At 47.9% G+C, this 17,281-nt stretch carries 11 protein-coding genes; 9 read left to right on the forward strand and 2 right to left on the reverse strand.

What is annotated here, in order from left to right; translation table 11 throughout:
• Positions 1-244: 244 nt before the first annotated feature.
• On the reverse strand, positions 245-1,714 hold the full coding sequence (locus ACWHX8_RS00475) for a protein adenylyltransferase SelO (protein ID WP_447970014.1): 1,470 nt from the start codon (positions 1,712-1,714) through the stop codon (positions 245-247).
• 208 nt (positions 1,715-1,922) lie between these two features.
• Here ACWHX8_RS00475 and ACWHX8_RS00480 point away from each other — a divergent pair, with 208 nt between their 5' ends.
• The 3 genes from ACWHX8_RS00480 (at position 1,923) to ACWHX8_RS00490 (ending at position 6,620) form a co-directional block, all read left to right on the forward strand.
• Entirely contained in the window at positions 1,923-2,210 is a 288-nt protein-coding gene (locus tag ACWHX8_RS00480) for a hypothetical protein (protein ID WP_447970015.1), read from the forward strand.
• Between the two features lie 63 nt (positions 2,211-2,273).
• The gene (locus tag ACWHX8_RS00485) at positions 2,274-4,658 is read left to right on the forward strand and encodes a CHAT domain-containing protein (protein ID WP_447970016.1); all 2,385 of its coding nucleotides are present in this window, start codon (positions 2,274-2,276) and stop codon (positions 4,656-4,658) included.
• Between the two features lie 15 nt (positions 4,659-4,673).
• Complete coding sequence (locus ACWHX8_RS00490; protein WP_447970017.1) at positions 4,674-6,620, forward strand: CHASE2 domain-containing protein; 1,947 nt, start codon at positions 4,674-4,676, stop codon at positions 6,618-6,620.
• Between the two features lie 101 nt (positions 6,621-6,721).
• Here the strand turns inward: ACWHX8_RS00490 and ACWHX8_RS00495 are convergent, their stop codons facing one another.
• Positions 6,722-8,260 carry a sigma 54-interacting transcriptional regulator gene (locus ACWHX8_RS00495; RefSeq protein WP_447970018.1) on the reverse strand — a complete coding sequence of 513 codons (1,539 nt, stop codon included), beginning with the start codon at positions 8,258-8,260 and terminating at the stop codon, positions 6,722-6,724.
• 233 nt (positions 8,261-8,493) lie between these two features.
• Here ACWHX8_RS00495 and ACWHX8_RS00500 point away from each other — a divergent pair, with 233 nt between their 5' ends.
• From ACWHX8_RS00500 to ACWHX8_RS00525, 6 genes are all read left to right on the forward strand, one after another.
• A complete protein-coding gene (locus ACWHX8_RS00500; protein WP_447970019.1) occupies positions 8,494-8,793 on the forward strand; it encodes a hypothetical protein in 300 nt (99 codons plus the stop codon).
• Between the two features lie 51 nt (positions 8,794-8,844).
• Positions 8,845-9,726: a DUF928 domain-containing protein gene (locus tag ACWHX8_RS00505; RefSeq protein WP_447970020.1), complete on the forward strand. Its 882-nt coding sequence runs from the start codon at positions 8,845-8,847 to the stop codon at positions 9,724-9,726.
• Between the two features lie 303 nt (positions 9,727-10,029).
• Complete coding sequence (locus tag ACWHX8_RS00510) at positions 10,030-11,238, forward strand: oxygenase MpaB family protein (RefSeq protein ID WP_447970021.1); 1,209 nt, start codon at positions 10,030-10,032, stop codon at positions 11,236-11,238.
• Positions 11,239-11,676: 438 nt separating this feature from the next.
• Entirely contained in the window at positions 11,677-13,962 is a 2,286-nt protein-coding gene (locus ACWHX8_RS00515) for a hypothetical protein (protein WP_447970022.1), read from the forward strand.
• A 10-nt stretch (positions 13,963-13,972) separates the two neighbouring features.
• Positions 13,973-16,000 carry a GMC family oxidoreductase gene (locus tag ACWHX8_RS00520; protein ID WP_447970023.1) on the forward strand — a complete coding sequence of 676 codons (2,028 nt, stop codon included), beginning with the start codon at positions 13,973-13,975 and terminating at the stop codon, positions 15,998-16,000.
• Between the two features lie 127 nt (positions 16,001-16,127).
• On the forward strand, positions 16,128-17,228 hold the full coding sequence (locus ACWHX8_RS00525; protein ID WP_447970024.1) for a catalase family protein: 1,101 nt from the start codon (positions 16,128-16,130) through the stop codon (positions 17,226-17,228).
• The last annotated feature ends 53 nt before the right edge of the window (positions 17,229-17,281 follow it).

Raw genomic sequence — 17,281 nt, forward strand, 5'->3', positions numbered from 1 at the left:
AAAATGAGGAAAGCTTTGAAAGCTCAAGCCTTTAATATGCTTTATGTGTGAATGCTTCACGGTTTTCGCCGATTAAGTTTACCGGATTGGTGTCATTTCTCATGACGAAATTCTCGTAATCCCTGCGTCGTCAAATCCCTCAATGGTGTACAGTCAGCTAAGCGGGTATAACTTTCCGCAGCTTGAAGTGCTTCATGCTGGGTACGTCAATTCTGCTCAGTGGAATATATTAGAATTCGCGAAACTATGATGAACAGCTGACGATGATTGGCTCGCTACCCGAAGCCGGTGGAAGGGTATAGGCTTCCATCCCAGGTTGTTCGGTATACGGATCATTAAACAGGTTCAAAAGACGATCGATCTCAGAATAATCGTTGTGCCGGGTCGCTTGCTCAATGGCTTGTTGGGCCAAATGGTTTCGGAGGACATACTTTGGGTTTGCTTGATTCATCCGTGTTTGACGTTCTGAGTCTTGGCTTTTCTCGGCTTGCAGCCGCTCACGATAGCGTGCTGCCCAATCATCAAAGGCCTCACGGTGGAGAAATTGATCTCTGATCGCTGAGTTGTTCTGGGGAGATTCTTGTTGAAATCCGCTCAAGGATCGAAAAAGATTCGTGTAGTCCGTACGGCTGGAATCCATCAGATTTAACAAGTCGGTCACCAATTTGTCGTCGCCAGTATGATTCTCGACGAGGCCTAATTTGTCTCGCATCAGCCCTGCATATTTTTCGAGCATAGTCTTTTCATACAATTCTGGTGCGGCTTGGTGTTCAGACTGCTCAATCAACGGTGACATCGCTTTTGCAAGTGCCCGGATGTTCCAATAGCCGATATCGGGCTGGTGCTGAAACGAATAACGTCCGTGATGATCGGAATGGTTGCACACGAATCCAGGGTGAAAGGATTCCATAAACCCATAGGGTCCGTAATCGATTGTCAGGCCGAGGATAGACATGTTGTCCGTATTCATCACGCCATGCGACCACCCGACTGCCTGCCATTGCGCGAGCATTTTGCCTGTCCGAACCGCGACTTCGTGAAGGAGTCGGGCATATCGGTTTTCGACAGCAGCTAAGTGGGGATAGTCATGCTGAATGACATAATCAGCCAGGATTTTTAAACTCTCATGCTGTCCACGGTAGTAAAAGACTTCAAAGGTTCCAAAGCGAACATGACTGGGAGCCATCCGAAGAAGCATGGCGCCGGGTTCAGGTCTTTCCCGCCAGACAACTTCTTCTCCGCTGACGATGCACAAACTTCGCGTGGTCGGGATTCCCAATCCGTGCATCGCTTCCCCGCACAAATATTCACGAATAGTGGATCGCAAGACGGCTCGGCCGTCCCCATCGCGAGAAAATCGAGTCAGGCCAGCCCCTTTTAATTGCAATTCCCATGTTTCGCCTTTGGCATTTCGAACCTCACCCAGTAAAATAGCCCGGCCATCCCCTAACTGCGGCACGTAGTGGCCAAATTGATGGCCTGAATACAATGTGGCTATGGGATCACTCCCGGGAAACAACTTTGCTCCACAAAAGTATTCGGCAAACTCGGGTCGCTTGGCCTCAGCCGGATCAAGGTCAATGAGTTTGGCTGCTACTGGATTCATGCTTACGACATGTGGATTGGGGAATGGAGTCGGGTGAACCCGTTGAAAAAATCCATCGGGTAATCGGGTATAGGAATTATCAAATGATAACTGTTCAAGTGTCTGCATATGTGTTTCGCTCCTCTTGCGCTATTTGAATGACATTATAACCTGTACCGGTCTGAGCTTGGCTACTGTCATGCAATGACTTGACAGATTTGTTGCATTCATGCAGCCTCTTCAATACTCACGAGTGTAACTGGCAAAAGGAGAAAATCGTCATGTTCCTGTTCATGCTGTTGCCTAATAGACATCATGGGGGAAACAGGTGTTTTCAATGACCGATCTCACCGAGCTGTGGCAGACGCATCAGGATGCAAAGTGGCCAGAGGCATTAGAAGGCGCTGAGGGTGAATTAATGATGTTGGATACGGTCATTGTGGGATGTATTACATATTATGTAGAAGAAAAAGAATTGGACAGGCAACGAGTGTCGATACTTCAGGATAGTCTTTCGGAGCTCGATGTCTTGTTGCCGGACTTACCCGATGAGGGTGTGGAATACTTTTCGCGGTTACGACAATTAGGAGCTTTTATTCTCAAAGAGTCTACAGAAGCACATTGAGACGAAGCGCGCGAAATTATGCATGATCACATTCTGCTACCCGGACAGATTAGGAAGACGAAGATGCAGAGTGTTCTTGAGTTTCTCTTTTCTATATCAACACGTATGTTCTCAAGAACGCCGTGCTTACTAGCTGCGAGGGCCTTGACTCTTGGGATTGTCCTTGTGAGTCCTTCCTCTCCGATTCCTCTCGTCTCTGCTGCAGAGTCTCAGGCCAGCAACGATGCTCTCGAGACAGGAAAACAATATTTTTCTCAGGGCCATTTTGCCCAAGCGGCTCAGAAGTGGGAGCAAGCTGCTCGTGAATTTGAGGAAGCAGAGCAACCTGATGCCCAAGCCCAGGCTCTACTGTACTTTTCTCAAGCCTTGTACAACCTTGGTCAATATCAACGGGCAGGGGTCACGCTGAATTTGGCCAGAGAGCTAGCCGTTGAGTCCAACAATCGAATATTGGCTTCTAGGGTTCTTGGGCGGTTAGGCAATGTGGCGTTTGCCTTAGGGATGGTGGACGTGGCTGAAGAGTATCTCACTAAAAGCTTGGCAGAGGCTCGAGAACTCGAAGACTCCGAGTTGGTTGCGACGATTCTCAATGATCGTGGCAATGTGCTGGCCTCCCAACAACGATACGGTGAGGCGCTTGGTTCGTTTACGGAATCCACGGTCCTTGCCGAAGCAATGAATCATCCTTCCCTGGCTGTCACGGCGCTCATTAATGCGGCCTGGAGCTCCCTTCTTGAAGGTGAATGGACAGCAAGCCAAGACCGTCTTGATTTAGCCATGACGCAAGTACATGACCTAGAAGATTCTCATCGAAAAGCGCAAGAGTTTCTGAGTATTGGATTGGCCTATGATCGTCTTCGTCAGGAGCGGAAGGTTTTTCAGCAGCAGCTTGGACTCCAATCGGCTGAGGCGTTTCAGCAATCCGCAGAGATCGCCCGTCGCCTCAAAGATCATCGAACGGCCTCCTATGGCTGGGGGCATTTAGGGCATTTGTACGAAGACGAAGGTCGACTCGATGAGGCGATGGAACTGACGCGTCGAGCTATTCACGCGGCTCAGCAAGGCTCCGCTTCTGAGTCGTTGTATCAGTGGGAATGGCAAGCCGGTCGCCTATTGCGAATTCAGGGAAAGGCGGATGAAGCCATTTTAGCGTATCGCCGAGCTGTCTATACGCTTCAGCCGATCCGAAATGAAGTGACTCGCGGCTTTCCCGTTCAATCTGCATCGTTTCGAACGTCGATCGGTCCTTTGTTTTTTGAACTGGTGGATCTGTTGTTGACGCAAGCCGATAAGACGAGAGATGACGCAGTGAACCAGAGTATTTTAGGAAATGCACGGCGCACGATGGAGCAATTCAAAACAGCGGAGCTGCAGGACTATTTTCGCGACAATTGTGTGGAAGCGTCATTATCGAAAAAAAAGAATGTTGATGAAATTGTGAAGGGGTTGGAACATACAGCTGTCGTGTATCCGATTCTATTGCCTGACCGAATGGAGCTACTCATCAGTGTTCACAATGGGAAGAAGGCTGAATTCAAACGAGAACGAGTGTCAGTCACGTTAAAGGTTCTGACAAAAGAAGTTCGAATGCTGAGGAAATTCCTGGAAAAACGTACAACGCGTGAATATTTGCCGTATGCCCAGCAGGTCTACACCTGGCTTATTCAACCGCTTCGCGCTCATTTGGACGAATTTGATATTCATACCCTTGTGTTTGTCCCGGATGGACCATTGCGGACCATTCCTCTTGGCGCGCTTCACGATGGCAAAGAGTTTCTCATTGCGCAGTATGCGCTGGCTATTACGCCGGGAATTGACTTGACGGACCCACGTCCGATCGATAGAGAGAAGGTGAAGCTGCTTTCGGTTGGATTAACGGACGCTGTGCAAGGGTTTCCTTCCTTGCCCAATGTGGCATCAGAAATACAAGCTCTGACAAAACTGTATGGCGGCCGTGTTCTCTTAAATCAGCAATTCCAGGTTGATGAACTTGAGTTTGAAATGAAAGACGAACGTCCGAGCATTGTCCATATCGCTTCGCATGCGAAATTTTCTGGGGAAGCCAAGAACACCTTTCTCTTGGCTTTCGATGAAAAGTTAACGATGGATCGATTGGATGAACTGATTGGGCTGTATCAATTTCGAGACACGCCGTTGGATTTATTAACGTTGAGTGCCTGTGAAACGGCGGCGGGGGATGATCGCGCCGCGCTTGGGCTGGCAGGCATCGCGATAAAAGCTGGTGCCCGTAGTGCGTTGGCCACCCTATGGTTTATTAATGACAAGGCGACATCAGAACTGATCACGGAATTTTACCGCCAATTACAAGATGCGTCTGTATCCAAAGCGGTGGCGTTGCAAATGGCCAAGAAGAAATTATTGAGCCATCCTTCCTATCAACATCCAGGCTATTGGTCGCCATTCCTCCTTATCAATAATTGGCTCTAAATTAATAGGTCTGCTATGACCTCTCTACGCACGGTCCTTCGGTCTTCTCCGGTACGTGTGTTTGGGATTGGTCTCCTTGTGAGCATGGCGGTGATTGGCTGTCGTCAATTCGCCTTGTTCGAACCTATAGAGCTTCGTACCTATGATTGGATGGTGCGACTCACCTCAGTCCCCGTCACTCCCGACCCTCGCATCGTTCTGATTACCATCACCGAAGACGATCTGAGGTCTCTTGATCAGTGGCCCATCTCCGATGAACTTATTGCGCAAGCGCTGAAAATTTTGACGAAGTCTGATGCGCGTGTCATCGGGTTAGATTTATACCGGGATCGGGACGTTTCCCCAGGTACAGACGATTTACATGCGATATTCGCTGCGAATTCACGAATTGTGACGGTCATGAAATTTCCTGATCAGCATGGACGTGGCGTAGCTGGCCCTCCCATGTTAGAGGGAACCGATCAAATAGGATTCAATGACATTCTTGTTGATCCTGGAGGAATTGTTCGACGAGGGTTTTTATTTTTAGAAGACCAGGAGAGCGTGGCTACGTCATTTTCTCTGTTAATCGCGCTCAAGTATTTAGAAAAAGACGAAATCGTGCCTTACCCTGATCCGTCACAGCCAGAATTGATGAGACTTGGGAATACGACGATACCACGATTTCACTCTTCTGATGGAGGATATGTCAACCGCGATCCCAGCGGATACCAAATGTTACTGAAGTATTATGGGACGCATGATTCGTTTCAACGTTTCTCTCTCGCTTCAGTATTGTCTGGTGATGTAAATCCAGAAGCGATAAAGGACAGAATTGTGGTGATCGGGTCTGTGGCTGAAAGTGTCAGAGATGATTTTTACACTCCGTTCAGTCTTGGGCAGGAGAGAGACCAGCAGATTTCAGGCATGGAACTCCATGCGCATATGGTCAGCCAATTTATTCGGATGGCATTAGGGCATGAGACCCCGATTCGTCACGTATCGGAAGTCCTGGAAGCTGGCTGGATCATCGTCTGGGGGAGTTTGGGTGGACTCTTAGCGTTGAGACTGGGATCACCCTGGCGTGTAATTTTTCTTTTAGGCGGAGGGGTTGGCGGGATTATCTTGATCGCGTATTGGCTGTTTCTGAGCAACTGGTGGATTCCTCTCATTCCCCCTGCGATCGCATGGTTCAGTGCGGGAAGTATCGTGACCGCATGGGTGTCGCAAAGGGATAAACAGGAGCGAAAATTACTCATGCAGTTCTTCTCTCAACATGTGTCGCGCGAGGTTGCTGAGACAATTTGGGCTGAGCGTGAACAATTTTTGCAAGATGGACGCATTCGGCCACAAAAATTGACAGCCACAGTGCTTTTTGCCGATCTCGAAGGGTTTACCGCAGTGGCTGAACGATTGTCGCCTCAGGAGTTAATGGAGTGGATTAATACCTATCTCCTGTCGATGGCCAACGTCATTGCTGCGCATCACGGCGTGATCGATGATTACTTTGGTGATGGCGTCAAGGCGAACTTTGGTGTGCCATTTGCTCGTACGCACGAAAACGATATTCGCCAAGATGCAATCAATGCGGTGCAATGCGGGCTGACATTAATTCAAGAAATACACCGGTTAAATCAGATCCATGTTCAACAATCCATTCCTGTAGGGAACGTGAGAATTGGAGTTGCCAGTGGGTTAGTGATTGCGGGAAGTGTCGGCGGCATCCAACGGTTAAAGTATACGACAGTTGGCAATGTCGTGAATATCGCAGCGCGGCTAGAGCAGCTTGGCAAGGACCGGTCGAAAATTGATACGGGTTTGGATTTTGGAAGCCTTCTGATTACCAAGGAAACCAAACGCTATCTTGATGAGGGATGGGCCATCGAAGAGCTTGGGCAATTCGAGCTTCGCGGCAAGCAGGATTCCGTGACGGTGTATCGTGTGTTGAGTGGGCCACCGGAACGAATTGTACAGAATTCGTAATACCGTCACTTGTCGAAAAAAAGAACGTATCTCGTGTCTCGTGAAGCGTATCTTGTCAAGAAAAAACAGAAAATTTTTCTCACGAGATACGTTCATTTCTTCTAGATCCCCAATCGTTTCATTTTCTTGATGAGACCCTGGCGGCTTAGCCCAAGAGTTTTTGCCGTCTGCACCTGATTCGATCGGCAGGAGCGTAATGCGTCTCGAATCATCTGTTCTTCTAATTGGGCGACAGCCTCAGGAAGCGTGCCGGCACTGTGTGTTGATTGCTTGGGGGTAGCCTTTTTCTGAGTGCGAATATGGGTGTCAAGGTCTTGTTCCGAAACCACGACACGTCTCAAGGTGGCCACTAATCGTTTCATTTCATTTTCAAGTTCTCGAATATTTCCTGGCCAGTGATACGCTTGCAAGGCACGTTGCGCATTGAGACTCAGATGCTTGCCCTCTTTCTTCACCTGACGTGATTGTTGCGTTAAAAAATGTGCGGCAAGGAGTGGAATGTCTTCCGGAACCTCCCGAAGCGGGGGCGTATGGATGTGAATAACTTTCAGGCGATAATAGAGATCCTGTCGAAAAGTGCCCTGAGCAATGAGTTCATCAAGATTTTTATTGGTTGCGGCCAGAATTCTGACATCAATTGAATGATTGGTTCGGCCTCCGACTGGCTGATACATCCGTTCTTGCAATACTCGTAAAATTTTGGCTTGCGCATTGATACCAAGATCTCCAATTTCATCGAGGAAGAGCGTTCCACCATTGGCCTGTTCAAATTTCCCAATACGCGCTTCGACTCCTGTGGCCACGCCTCGCTGTATCCCAAGGAGTTCGCTTTCCACGAGATGTTCTGGAATTGCGGCACAATTTAAGGCAATGAACGGCTTGTGAGCTCGTAGGCTATTGTAATGAATGGCCTTGGCGACCAGCTCTTTTCCTGTCCCACTTTCTCCCGTGATCAGCACATCAACCGAACTTTCTTGGATTTGGTCAATAAGTCGAACGATGCTTTGCATATGAGGACTAATGCCGATGAAATGTTGCGTCGCAAAGCGTCCTTCAATTTCTTTCCGAAGTTGCGTGTTCTCCGTGATGAGCTGCTGCTGCTGTTGTGTAAGTTCTTGGACGGTTTGCGTTGATTCAATGCTCAGTGCCGCTTGTTCGGCGAGCGCACGTCCAATCACTTCATCCTGAGGGGTAAAGGTCCCCTGCTTTTTATTCATGACCTCCAACACTCCTAGCACTTCATGGTTATGAGATTGAAGCGGTATCGCAAGAAGATTGCGAGTTCGTTTTTTGGAGTGTGCGTCAATGTCTTTGTAAAACCGGGAATCCTGTTGCGCGTCAGTAATATTCAGCAGTTCTCCAGTGAGTGCTGCTGCTCCGGCAATGCCAAGTCTTGCATCAAAACGGATGATTTCACCGTCCAATGTGATGTAGGACCAGAGTTCGCAGCGTTCCTGATCGAAGAGGAGAAGGCTGGCGTCGTTTGCTGACAGGTGATGTTTCGCTTCTTTGGCAATCAGTTTGAGTAACGCGGGCAGATTACGCTCTGCTCTCATTTTTCGACAGAGAGGTAGGATTGATTGAAGTGGATCAATCGATGGGTCAAGCCTTGGCCGTTGCCGATTTTGAAGTCGTGGCATGGAATTTTGTGCAAAGCAATCTCGTAGATTCAGTCTTTCGCTGAACGGATGATGAAAAAATATACTGCAATTGTCCAAAAATGTCTACAATGTTTACATAAATTCACTATGTAGACATATTATACAATTTCAAATAATACAGTATTTTATGAATATATTTTCGTTATGACTGTCTACGGTGAAGACAGTATGTCTGTAGTATGTAGAATGCTTTTTCTCATCCGGAATTCTGTATGGACGAGATTTTCTTCTCTTTATCAGTGGTTTGGGATTTCGTTCTGCATGACGACGTTCAAGATATTTCTATGGCATTAACCTTGCCTTTCTTAGTTTCTATATTGTTCATGGTGTTTCAACAGTCTATCGTCACTGGAATAGAAGAAGGCTGGATGATTATTGCTTCCGGACTCGATATTCCATACATTATAGCGAAACCAAATAACTTCCAAGCGAATGTACATCATGTACACAGCGCAACAACACACGTCGTACAGACGGAAGTCAATTGGAACGGCTATAACACTGTTGAGTAACCGTTCTTTTTATTTTCCAAGGATGAGTGTTTATAACTGGAGGTCTTCATCATGAAGTCCAATACGCTTCTTCTCACAGCCTTAGGGATAATGGTCGGTCTCATGCCAATGAGTGAATGGGGCAATCCGCTTTATGCGCAGACTCTCAATGTACAAGGAGACGCACACGAGGTAGATGGACAGAGGAAGATGAACCTCTCTGAAAAGGTACAAATATCTACGAAACCTCTCCGAATGCCTGTGTACAAACCACCAAAGGGTATTGGAGCTCCAGGCGGCAGAGTTGGAGGTGGAACGCGAGGAGATGATATGGCTCTAGCCATGTTGTTTGCTATGGTTCCGGACCACTTAGGATTGACCATCAAAGAGCAACCGTCGCTCTATTGGTATTTGTCCAAATCTGCTCCCTACAAAATGGTGCTGACCGTGAATCATGAAGACTACATCAAGCCAGTGTTGGAATTAACCTTAGCCGATGATGGCGTGCCTGGTATTCACACGATCTGTCTCCGAGATCACAACGTCAAACTGGAATTAAATAAGGAATACCAATGGTTTGTCGAGTTAGTCGTCGATCAGGATTCCCCTTCCAAGAATCTTGTCGCTGGCGGATACATCAAGCGGATTGTGCCGCCTGAAACGTTGTTAGCCGAATTACGGAATGCTGAACCGCAGGAAGTGACGTCCGTGTATTCCGAAGCGGGTTTGTGGTATGACGCCTTCGACTCGATCTCGGACTTGATTGAGCGGGCACCTGAGAATCCAGAATATCCGAAGGGACGAGTGTATCTACTTGAGCAAATCGAAATGAGCGATATTCTGGAGGTCGCTAGAGAGGAAGATAGTGTTTCATGGTACCGTGACTCCATCAGTCCGGATAACCCACACTCTGAAAAACCGTATATTCGAACGGTTGTCGAGAATATTAATTGACGGCGCAAGGAGAGTCTTAATCCATGAATGCCGTGGAATAATTCATGTGCTCTGCTATATGTGCCGGAGTAACTTTTCGTGTTCCAGTAGCACATGGTACGTGTGTTGGCGTTTGAAGTTCTAGCACGATGGTCATGTGATACGGCCTCCTACCCATCTTTGCTCGTTCAGCTATAGCCGACTACCATAGATCTCCATCGTTCATTCTTGCGCGATGTTCTCGTGCGATGCATCTTTCTCGTGTCACGAAATATGTGTATTCTTTCATGCGTGACTCACGACGGAACACGGAATATCATCGACATGGCTATCAATGACGACAGAGGCAAAAGTCAGTGGTCAGATGATCAATTTTTAGATAGCTTGCGACTACAGGGAGATGCTACGGCCGATCACTGCTTGGCTGAACTTCACGACGTGGTGAAGGAGGAAGATTTCAACAATCTTTTTCAACGACTCAATACGAATACGGCTGTTCTTTCGAACGATATCCCTGAACCGCTTCGCGCGTTTCTGGCCTCGACGATGAATCTGCCCTTGCTTGAGGCGCACCCCATTGATGGTGAGCGGATTAAACGGGGGCAACGCGTCTTTATGACGCATGCCCTTCCATCTGCCTTAGTGCTATTAGCGAAAAGTCTTCCTGAAGGGTATGCGGCTCCCAATCTATCGAAAGTACTGAGCATATCGAATAATCTTTCGCACCGTCCCTATCGACGGATACTTGGGGTGTTGCAAATGCTCATTAATGTTTCAGCCGTGGGAGGGTTTGAACCCTCAGGTAAAGCCCTGATCACCGTCCCTAAAATCCGCTTGCTACATGCCGGCGTTCGTAAGATTGTACGAGAACATCTCCCACACTACGAAGAGCGCTATGGTGTCCCAGTTAACCTAGAAGATAAATTGGGAGCGGTCATGGGGTTTTCCTATTTGGTGATTTCGGGACTCAAGCAATTACGCATTGGGTTATCGAATGAACAAGCTGAAGATTTGTATTATCTCTGGCGGATCTTTGCCCAAATGATGGGTATTCATCCCAAAGGAGACCCTGATAGCAGCGAATATGTTCCGAAAAATCTTGCCGAGGCCAAGGAATTTTATACGTCATATACCCGGAGGCATTATGTGAATGCCGTCGATAATCCAGAAGGCGTCGAATTGGCAGCGGTCAATCTCCGCATGTTGAATGATCTGTTGCCGCAAACTCCGTTGCGACGGCTTGGTATGCACATTCTCCCGAGGATGTACATGGAAGAACTCATGGGAAAAGCAGGGTGTGAAAGGATCGGCATTGAGCCAGTTCGTTTCCTGTATCTGACGAAATGGTTGGTAGCGACCTTTCCTTCCCTTTGGAGCCGCCTGTGGAATGTCGTTGATCGAGTCGATACCTCACAACATCTTCATGAGAATATCAGTCGTATTTTTTTTCAAGGCCTCATTAATCGAGAATTTAACGGAGAGATTACCTTTCACATTCCCGATACTTTAGAAGAATTAAACCGGTTAACGTAAATCACACATGACAGTCATGCCCGTGATCGGAAAGTTATTTATCAAAATAGATACAAGGTGTATCTATATCTATACATCGTTGCCGCAGGTATAGCTGAGGCCCTCCCCTCTAGACAAATTTCTCATAAACACCTACCATGGTATTCTTCGATAGAATTCGGCAATTCTAGGGTAGTTTTACGTCCTAACTCTGGAAGCGACGTATGTTCAACCCCTATGCCTCTCTCGTGAAATTGTTCGGCCCATGGTACTGCGCCATTCATTTTTCGATGGCATGTAATCTGCAGACTTTTGGACAAGATTTTCACCATTGCCGGGTGGTACGAACATTACTGCCCCAATGACGGCATTTCCTTTCTTGAAATGCGAAAAAAGAAGCCATACACGTTCATCGAAAAATTTGTGTTCAATGACTGATTGTAAGGAGGTATGGTTGATATGAAAAAGCTCACAGTACTTATTGTATCCTGTCTTGTTTCCTCGCTTGTGTTCGTGTCGGGTTGCAGCCTGTTTCGGACCACTGCACAGGATGAGGCCAAACGTCAGGGTAAAACGGCTGCCGACTTTCCGGAAACCGCTGTAGATGTGTTTCGTGATATGGACGGAGGCATTGAGCTGACGACGGATGAAGTCAAAGGCCGAAACACATGGATGTTGTGGACGGGTGGCAATCAGGCGTTTTGGGACTATATGGCGAAAAATAGTTTTGGCACGTTGGACTTTTTGAAAACGCTGTCTTCGTATCCCAACCCTGATAAAAACGGCAAAAAATATTATTACAGCCGAGATAATCGCTTTGAATATTTAGGGTTGATGAACGAACCGGGTTTCAAGAAAGCCACAGGTCCCGATCCTCAATATGGTTTATATCTCGACGAGCGAATAGAACCGGAGCCGGAAGGCATCGATCCGGCGGTGTACGGAAAACCGTCAGGAATCGTGGGGTTACGTCTGTTCCTCAATCCCAAGTTCGATGAATCCAGTTCTGAATATGATCAGGATGCCGTGGACTATTGGGATGCCGAACGCTTTTACACGGATCCGACCTACTATTTAGATAAAGAACTAGAACGTCCATATCGTGTGGGTATGTCGTGTGCGTTTTGTCATGCCGGACCTCACCCGCTTCACCCGCCAGCTGATCCTGAAAACCCTGAATGGAAAAATCTTTCCACAAACGTTGGGGCGCAATACTTCTGGATCGGTCGAATCTTTATCGCCCATCCTGATGAAGAGAATTTTGTGTGGCAATTATTTAATAGTTCGCCCCCTGGGGCTTTGGATACTTCAATTATTGCGACGGACAATATCAACAATCCGCGAACGATGAATGCGATTTACGAGGTGGGTGCTCGCTTAGGAACAGGAGAGACAGAGCAAATTGCCGGAGGCGCGCTCGCGGTACCGGGAACGTCACCTGAGATGGTTGTTCCCCATATTCTTAAAGATGGTGCTGATTCGGTTGGCATTCTTGGTGCGCTGAGCCGTGTCTATATTAATATTGGCGAATTCCACGAAGAATGGATTCAACATTTTAAGCCGATTATTGGCGGTAAAAAACAGTCGCCGATGGACGTGGCTACGGCCAAAGAAAATTCTGTCTATTGGCAGGCTACGGAACAACGTGTCGGAAATCTCGCGAGTTTTTTCTTGAAAGCGGCGGGAGGCCATCATTTAAAAGACGCGCCAGGTGGTCAAGCCTATGTAACGAATGATGAGTCAGTTCTCAACCGGGGGAAAACTGTCTTTGCAGACAATTGCGCAAGCTGTCATTCCAGCAAACAGCCCGAACCGCATGATACCGTCACGAAGTTTGATTCCTTCTACAATAAATGGGTGGAATCGGAAGATTTCAAGAAACAGATGCGCCAGATCATTATGCAGCCAGATTTTCTGGAGAATAACTATTTGTCGAATGAACATCGGTATTCTGTTGCGGACCTCAAGACTAATGCATGTGCCGCATTGGCCACAAATGGATTGAGGGGGCATATTTGGGATAATTTTACATCGGAAACCTACAAGACGCTTCCAGCCGTGCGTCCGATTACCGTACATCATCCCCTGACGGGAGAACCCTCAACCTATGAAATGCCGGGTGGGGGGCGCGGGTACTATCGTTCGCCTTCACTCGTCAGCATGTGGAGTACGGCGCCGTATTTCCATAATAATGCGCTTGGAAAATTTACGAACGATCCATCGGTTGCCGGACGGATGGAAGCCTTTCAAGACGGCGTAGAAAAACTGCTCTGGCCCGAAAAGCGGTTTAATTCTGATTGTCAAGAAACCTGGGGGCTTCCCTGGTGCCCGCCCATTTATAAAACCACCAAAGTGAGCTACCTGAAAGTGAACCAGGCATATCTTCCCGAGATACTCAAGCGCAAGCTCCTGAAAGATGGTGAAGATGAGTTTGTTCTTGGTCCGATTCCCAAAGGGACACCAATCAACTTACTGGCCAATCTTAACAACGAGCTGTCCTTTAAAGATCCCGTCCGCCTTGCCCGTCTCGTTAAAGTTCTACTCAAAGTGAAGCTTGGGCTCAAACGCATCAAGGCTGAGAATCTCAATGATGAACAAAGTACAGCTTTGTTGAAAGAATTAGTGCCGGACCTTCTCAAAGTGAACAAATGCAAGGATTTTGTTATCGATCGTGGTCACGAGTATGGGAGCAAGCTTGGTGATACCGACAAGCTTGCACTGATTGAATTTCTCAAAACATTGTAATGACAGAAATATGAGCAAACCATCACCAACAGAGAACGTGCCTCAATCCGAACTCACTCGGCGATCGTTCTCAAAGAAAGCTGCCACTGTTGCCGCAGGGTTGACGGCTTGGCTGAGCGGGTGTGCGTCATTCTTTAACAAGGATCCGTCTGGGCCATTGCCCTCCATTTCCTGCTCATCGTTGGGGGTTGGCGAGGAGGCATACGAATATGTCGTCGTTGGCTCAGGGGCTGGTGGCGGACCATTGGCGGCTAATCTGGCCAAGGCTGGCCATCGTGTTTTGTTGCTCGAAGCCGGGGGAGATGCCGAGTCGTACACCTACCAAGTCCCAGCGTTTCACGGATTAGCGTCAGAGGACGAATCGCAGTCATGGAATTTCTTCGTCAGACATTATGCGTCTGATGGAAAACAGGCTCGTGATGACAAATATGTGAAAGATAAAGATGGCGTGTTGTATCCACGAGCTGGTGCGCTTGGTGGCTGTACGGCTCACCATGCCATGATTACTATTTATCCGCACAAAAGCGATTGGGATGAGCTTGCGGAATTAACTGGCGATGATTCATGGTCGGATGACAATATGCGTCAGTATTTTGAACGGCTTGAGCGTTGCCAGTATGTGAAGGCTCCCGGACTTGCAGATGGCAATCCGACACGGCATGGCTTTAGCGGGTGGTTGACAACGAACATTGCGGATCCGAAATTGGTTATTGGAGATAAACCGCTTAAGAAGCTTATCAAGGCCACGCTTCGCGAATCGATTTTTCGAGTGGACGGATTGATCAGTCGCGTCAAGCTGAAACTCAAAGGGCATTTAGATCCCAACGATTGGCGGTGGCGAGGAAAAGGAAAGAGTCCTGAAGGTCTCGTGTTTACTCCTCTTTCCACGAATGAAGGGAAGCGGGTGGGTACCAGAGAATACATCCGACGAGTGCAGCAGGCCTGCCCAAACAATCTGACCATCAAAACAGGGGCGTTGGTGACGCGGGTTATATTTGAAGACGACGTAGATGGTAGTAAGAAAGCCGTTGGAGTGGAATATCTCGAAGGGCAACATCTGTATCGAGCCGACCCCAAGGTCAATCCGATGACGAATGTCGGGGTACGGCAGACTGTACGATTCAGCCGTGAAATTATACTTTCCGGTGGTGCATTCAATACCCCGCAAATGTTGATGCTATCGGGGATTGGGCCCAAAGCGGAGTTGGAACAATATGGGATTGATGTCCAGGTGGATCTGCCAGGCGTTGGTCAAAACTTACAGGACCGATATGAAGTCGGTGTTGTCAGTGAAATGAAAAACGATTTTTCCATTCTTGAAGGGGCGACCTTTACTCCTCCAGAACCTGGTGGAATCTCAGATCCCATATTTCAAAATTGGGAAGCGGGGAAAGGAATCTATACGTCTAATGGGGCAGTCTTGTCGCTCATTAAACGATCAGATAGCAGTCGGCCGGATCCAGATTTATTCATTTTCGGGTTAGTCGGCTATTTCAAGGGGTACTATCCCGGCTATTCCAAAGATGCCGCACGTCAAAAAAACTTCTTCACCTGGGCGGTATTAAAAGCGCATACCCAAAATCGAGGGGGTATGGTCACACTTCGTTCAAACGATCCACGCGATACGCCAGATATTAACTTTCGATATTTTGATGAAGGCACGGCTGGGTGGGAGGAAGATCTCGATTCTGTCGTCGACGGGATTCGAACTGCGCGACGCATTATGAAGCGGGCCGACAATGTGGTTGACAGTGAGTTGGTTCCGGGTGCGGAATATGATAGCGACGAGAAACTCCGCCAATTTGTCAAAGATAATGCCTGGGGGCATCATGCCTCCTGCACGTGTAAGATTGGACCGAAAGATGATCCGTTGGCGGTGGTCGATGGAAATTTTCGTGTTCATGGAACTAAAAATTTACGTGTCGTCGATGCCTCCGTGTTTCCGAAGATCCCGGGGTTTTTTATCGTCACCTCGGTGTATATGATTAGCGAGAAGGCAACTGACGTGATTCTTGCTGATGCCCAAGCGATGGCATAACTACGTGAACTATGTTTGACATTTTTTCAATGTTCAGCCGTTGTGAAACTATCCGTCGTGTCTGGTTCACCCAGAAACACGACGTGTGAAAGGATCGATGGCAGCTATGATGATATGGTCTTTTTACATGACGCGATTACGTTTTTTCAGTCTTTCGATGGTGTTCACGGTGGTGATCGGATGTACGCATAGCCCGGCGTTACAGCTAGGGCAAGAGCAGGTACCCAATGATGAGCGGCAGACGGTTGAAAATATTAAGACATTGCTCTCGACTCAGCTTGCCAAGCAGTATGAAGGCCAAGAGTTTTTGCGCGACACGCATCCCAAGTCCAATGGCTGTGTGAAAGCGCGGTTTATCGTGGACGAGGATATTCCGGAACAGTATCAGGTCGGCGTGTTTCAAAAGGGTATGTCCTACCCAGCATGGATGCGCTTTTCTAATTCGGCGCCGGAGGTGACTCCGGACAAAGATAAAGATTTCCGTGGATTGGCGATTAAGCTGATGGGCGTTGAGGGCGAACGGCTTCCCATTCCGGGCGATGAACAGCATACGCAAGATTTCTTGTTTATCGCCTTCCCTGGATTTTTTGCCGGGACTCCGAAAGATTTCTTCGAGTTCTTCGATGGGGAATTTAATGGCGGAACGTTCGCAACAGCCGGATACTTTTCGAAACGGCCACGGGCATTAAAGAATACACTCATAGGCCGGAAACAATTCGCGAACCCTTTGGAAATCACTTGGTTCAGTGTCGCACCATTTCAACTTGGTGCTCCAAATCCTGACGGAAGCGCGGTTGCCGTCAAATATAAAGTCAAATCGTGCATCGAACGACAAAGCCCGCTTCCTGACAACCCTTCCGGTGATTACCTTGAAGAAGCGATGGCGAAGGATTTGGCGCAGGGCGATTGGTGTTTGGAATTTTTAATTCAAGTGCAGAAAGATCCGGAGACGATGCCCATAGAGGATACCTTAGCTATCTGGGATGAAAATGAATCTCCGTTTATCAAAATCGCCACGATCGACATTCCCCAACAAACCTTCACATCCGATGCCCAAAAACTATTCTGCGAAGATCTCTCATTCAATCCGTGGCATGGCTTAACGGTACACAAACCGCTTGGCGGAATTAACCGTGCGCGCCGGGATGAAATGAAAGCCATATCCGACCTCCGCCTCAAGCAGCGCGGTGTGCCACGCACCGAACCGACGGGCATGGAAACGTTTTAAAGAAAACCCAGTGATAGATATGACGACTTGGAGAAATCTTCAATAGGGGTCAG

The organism is Nitrospira sp. M1, assembly GCF_965152605.1.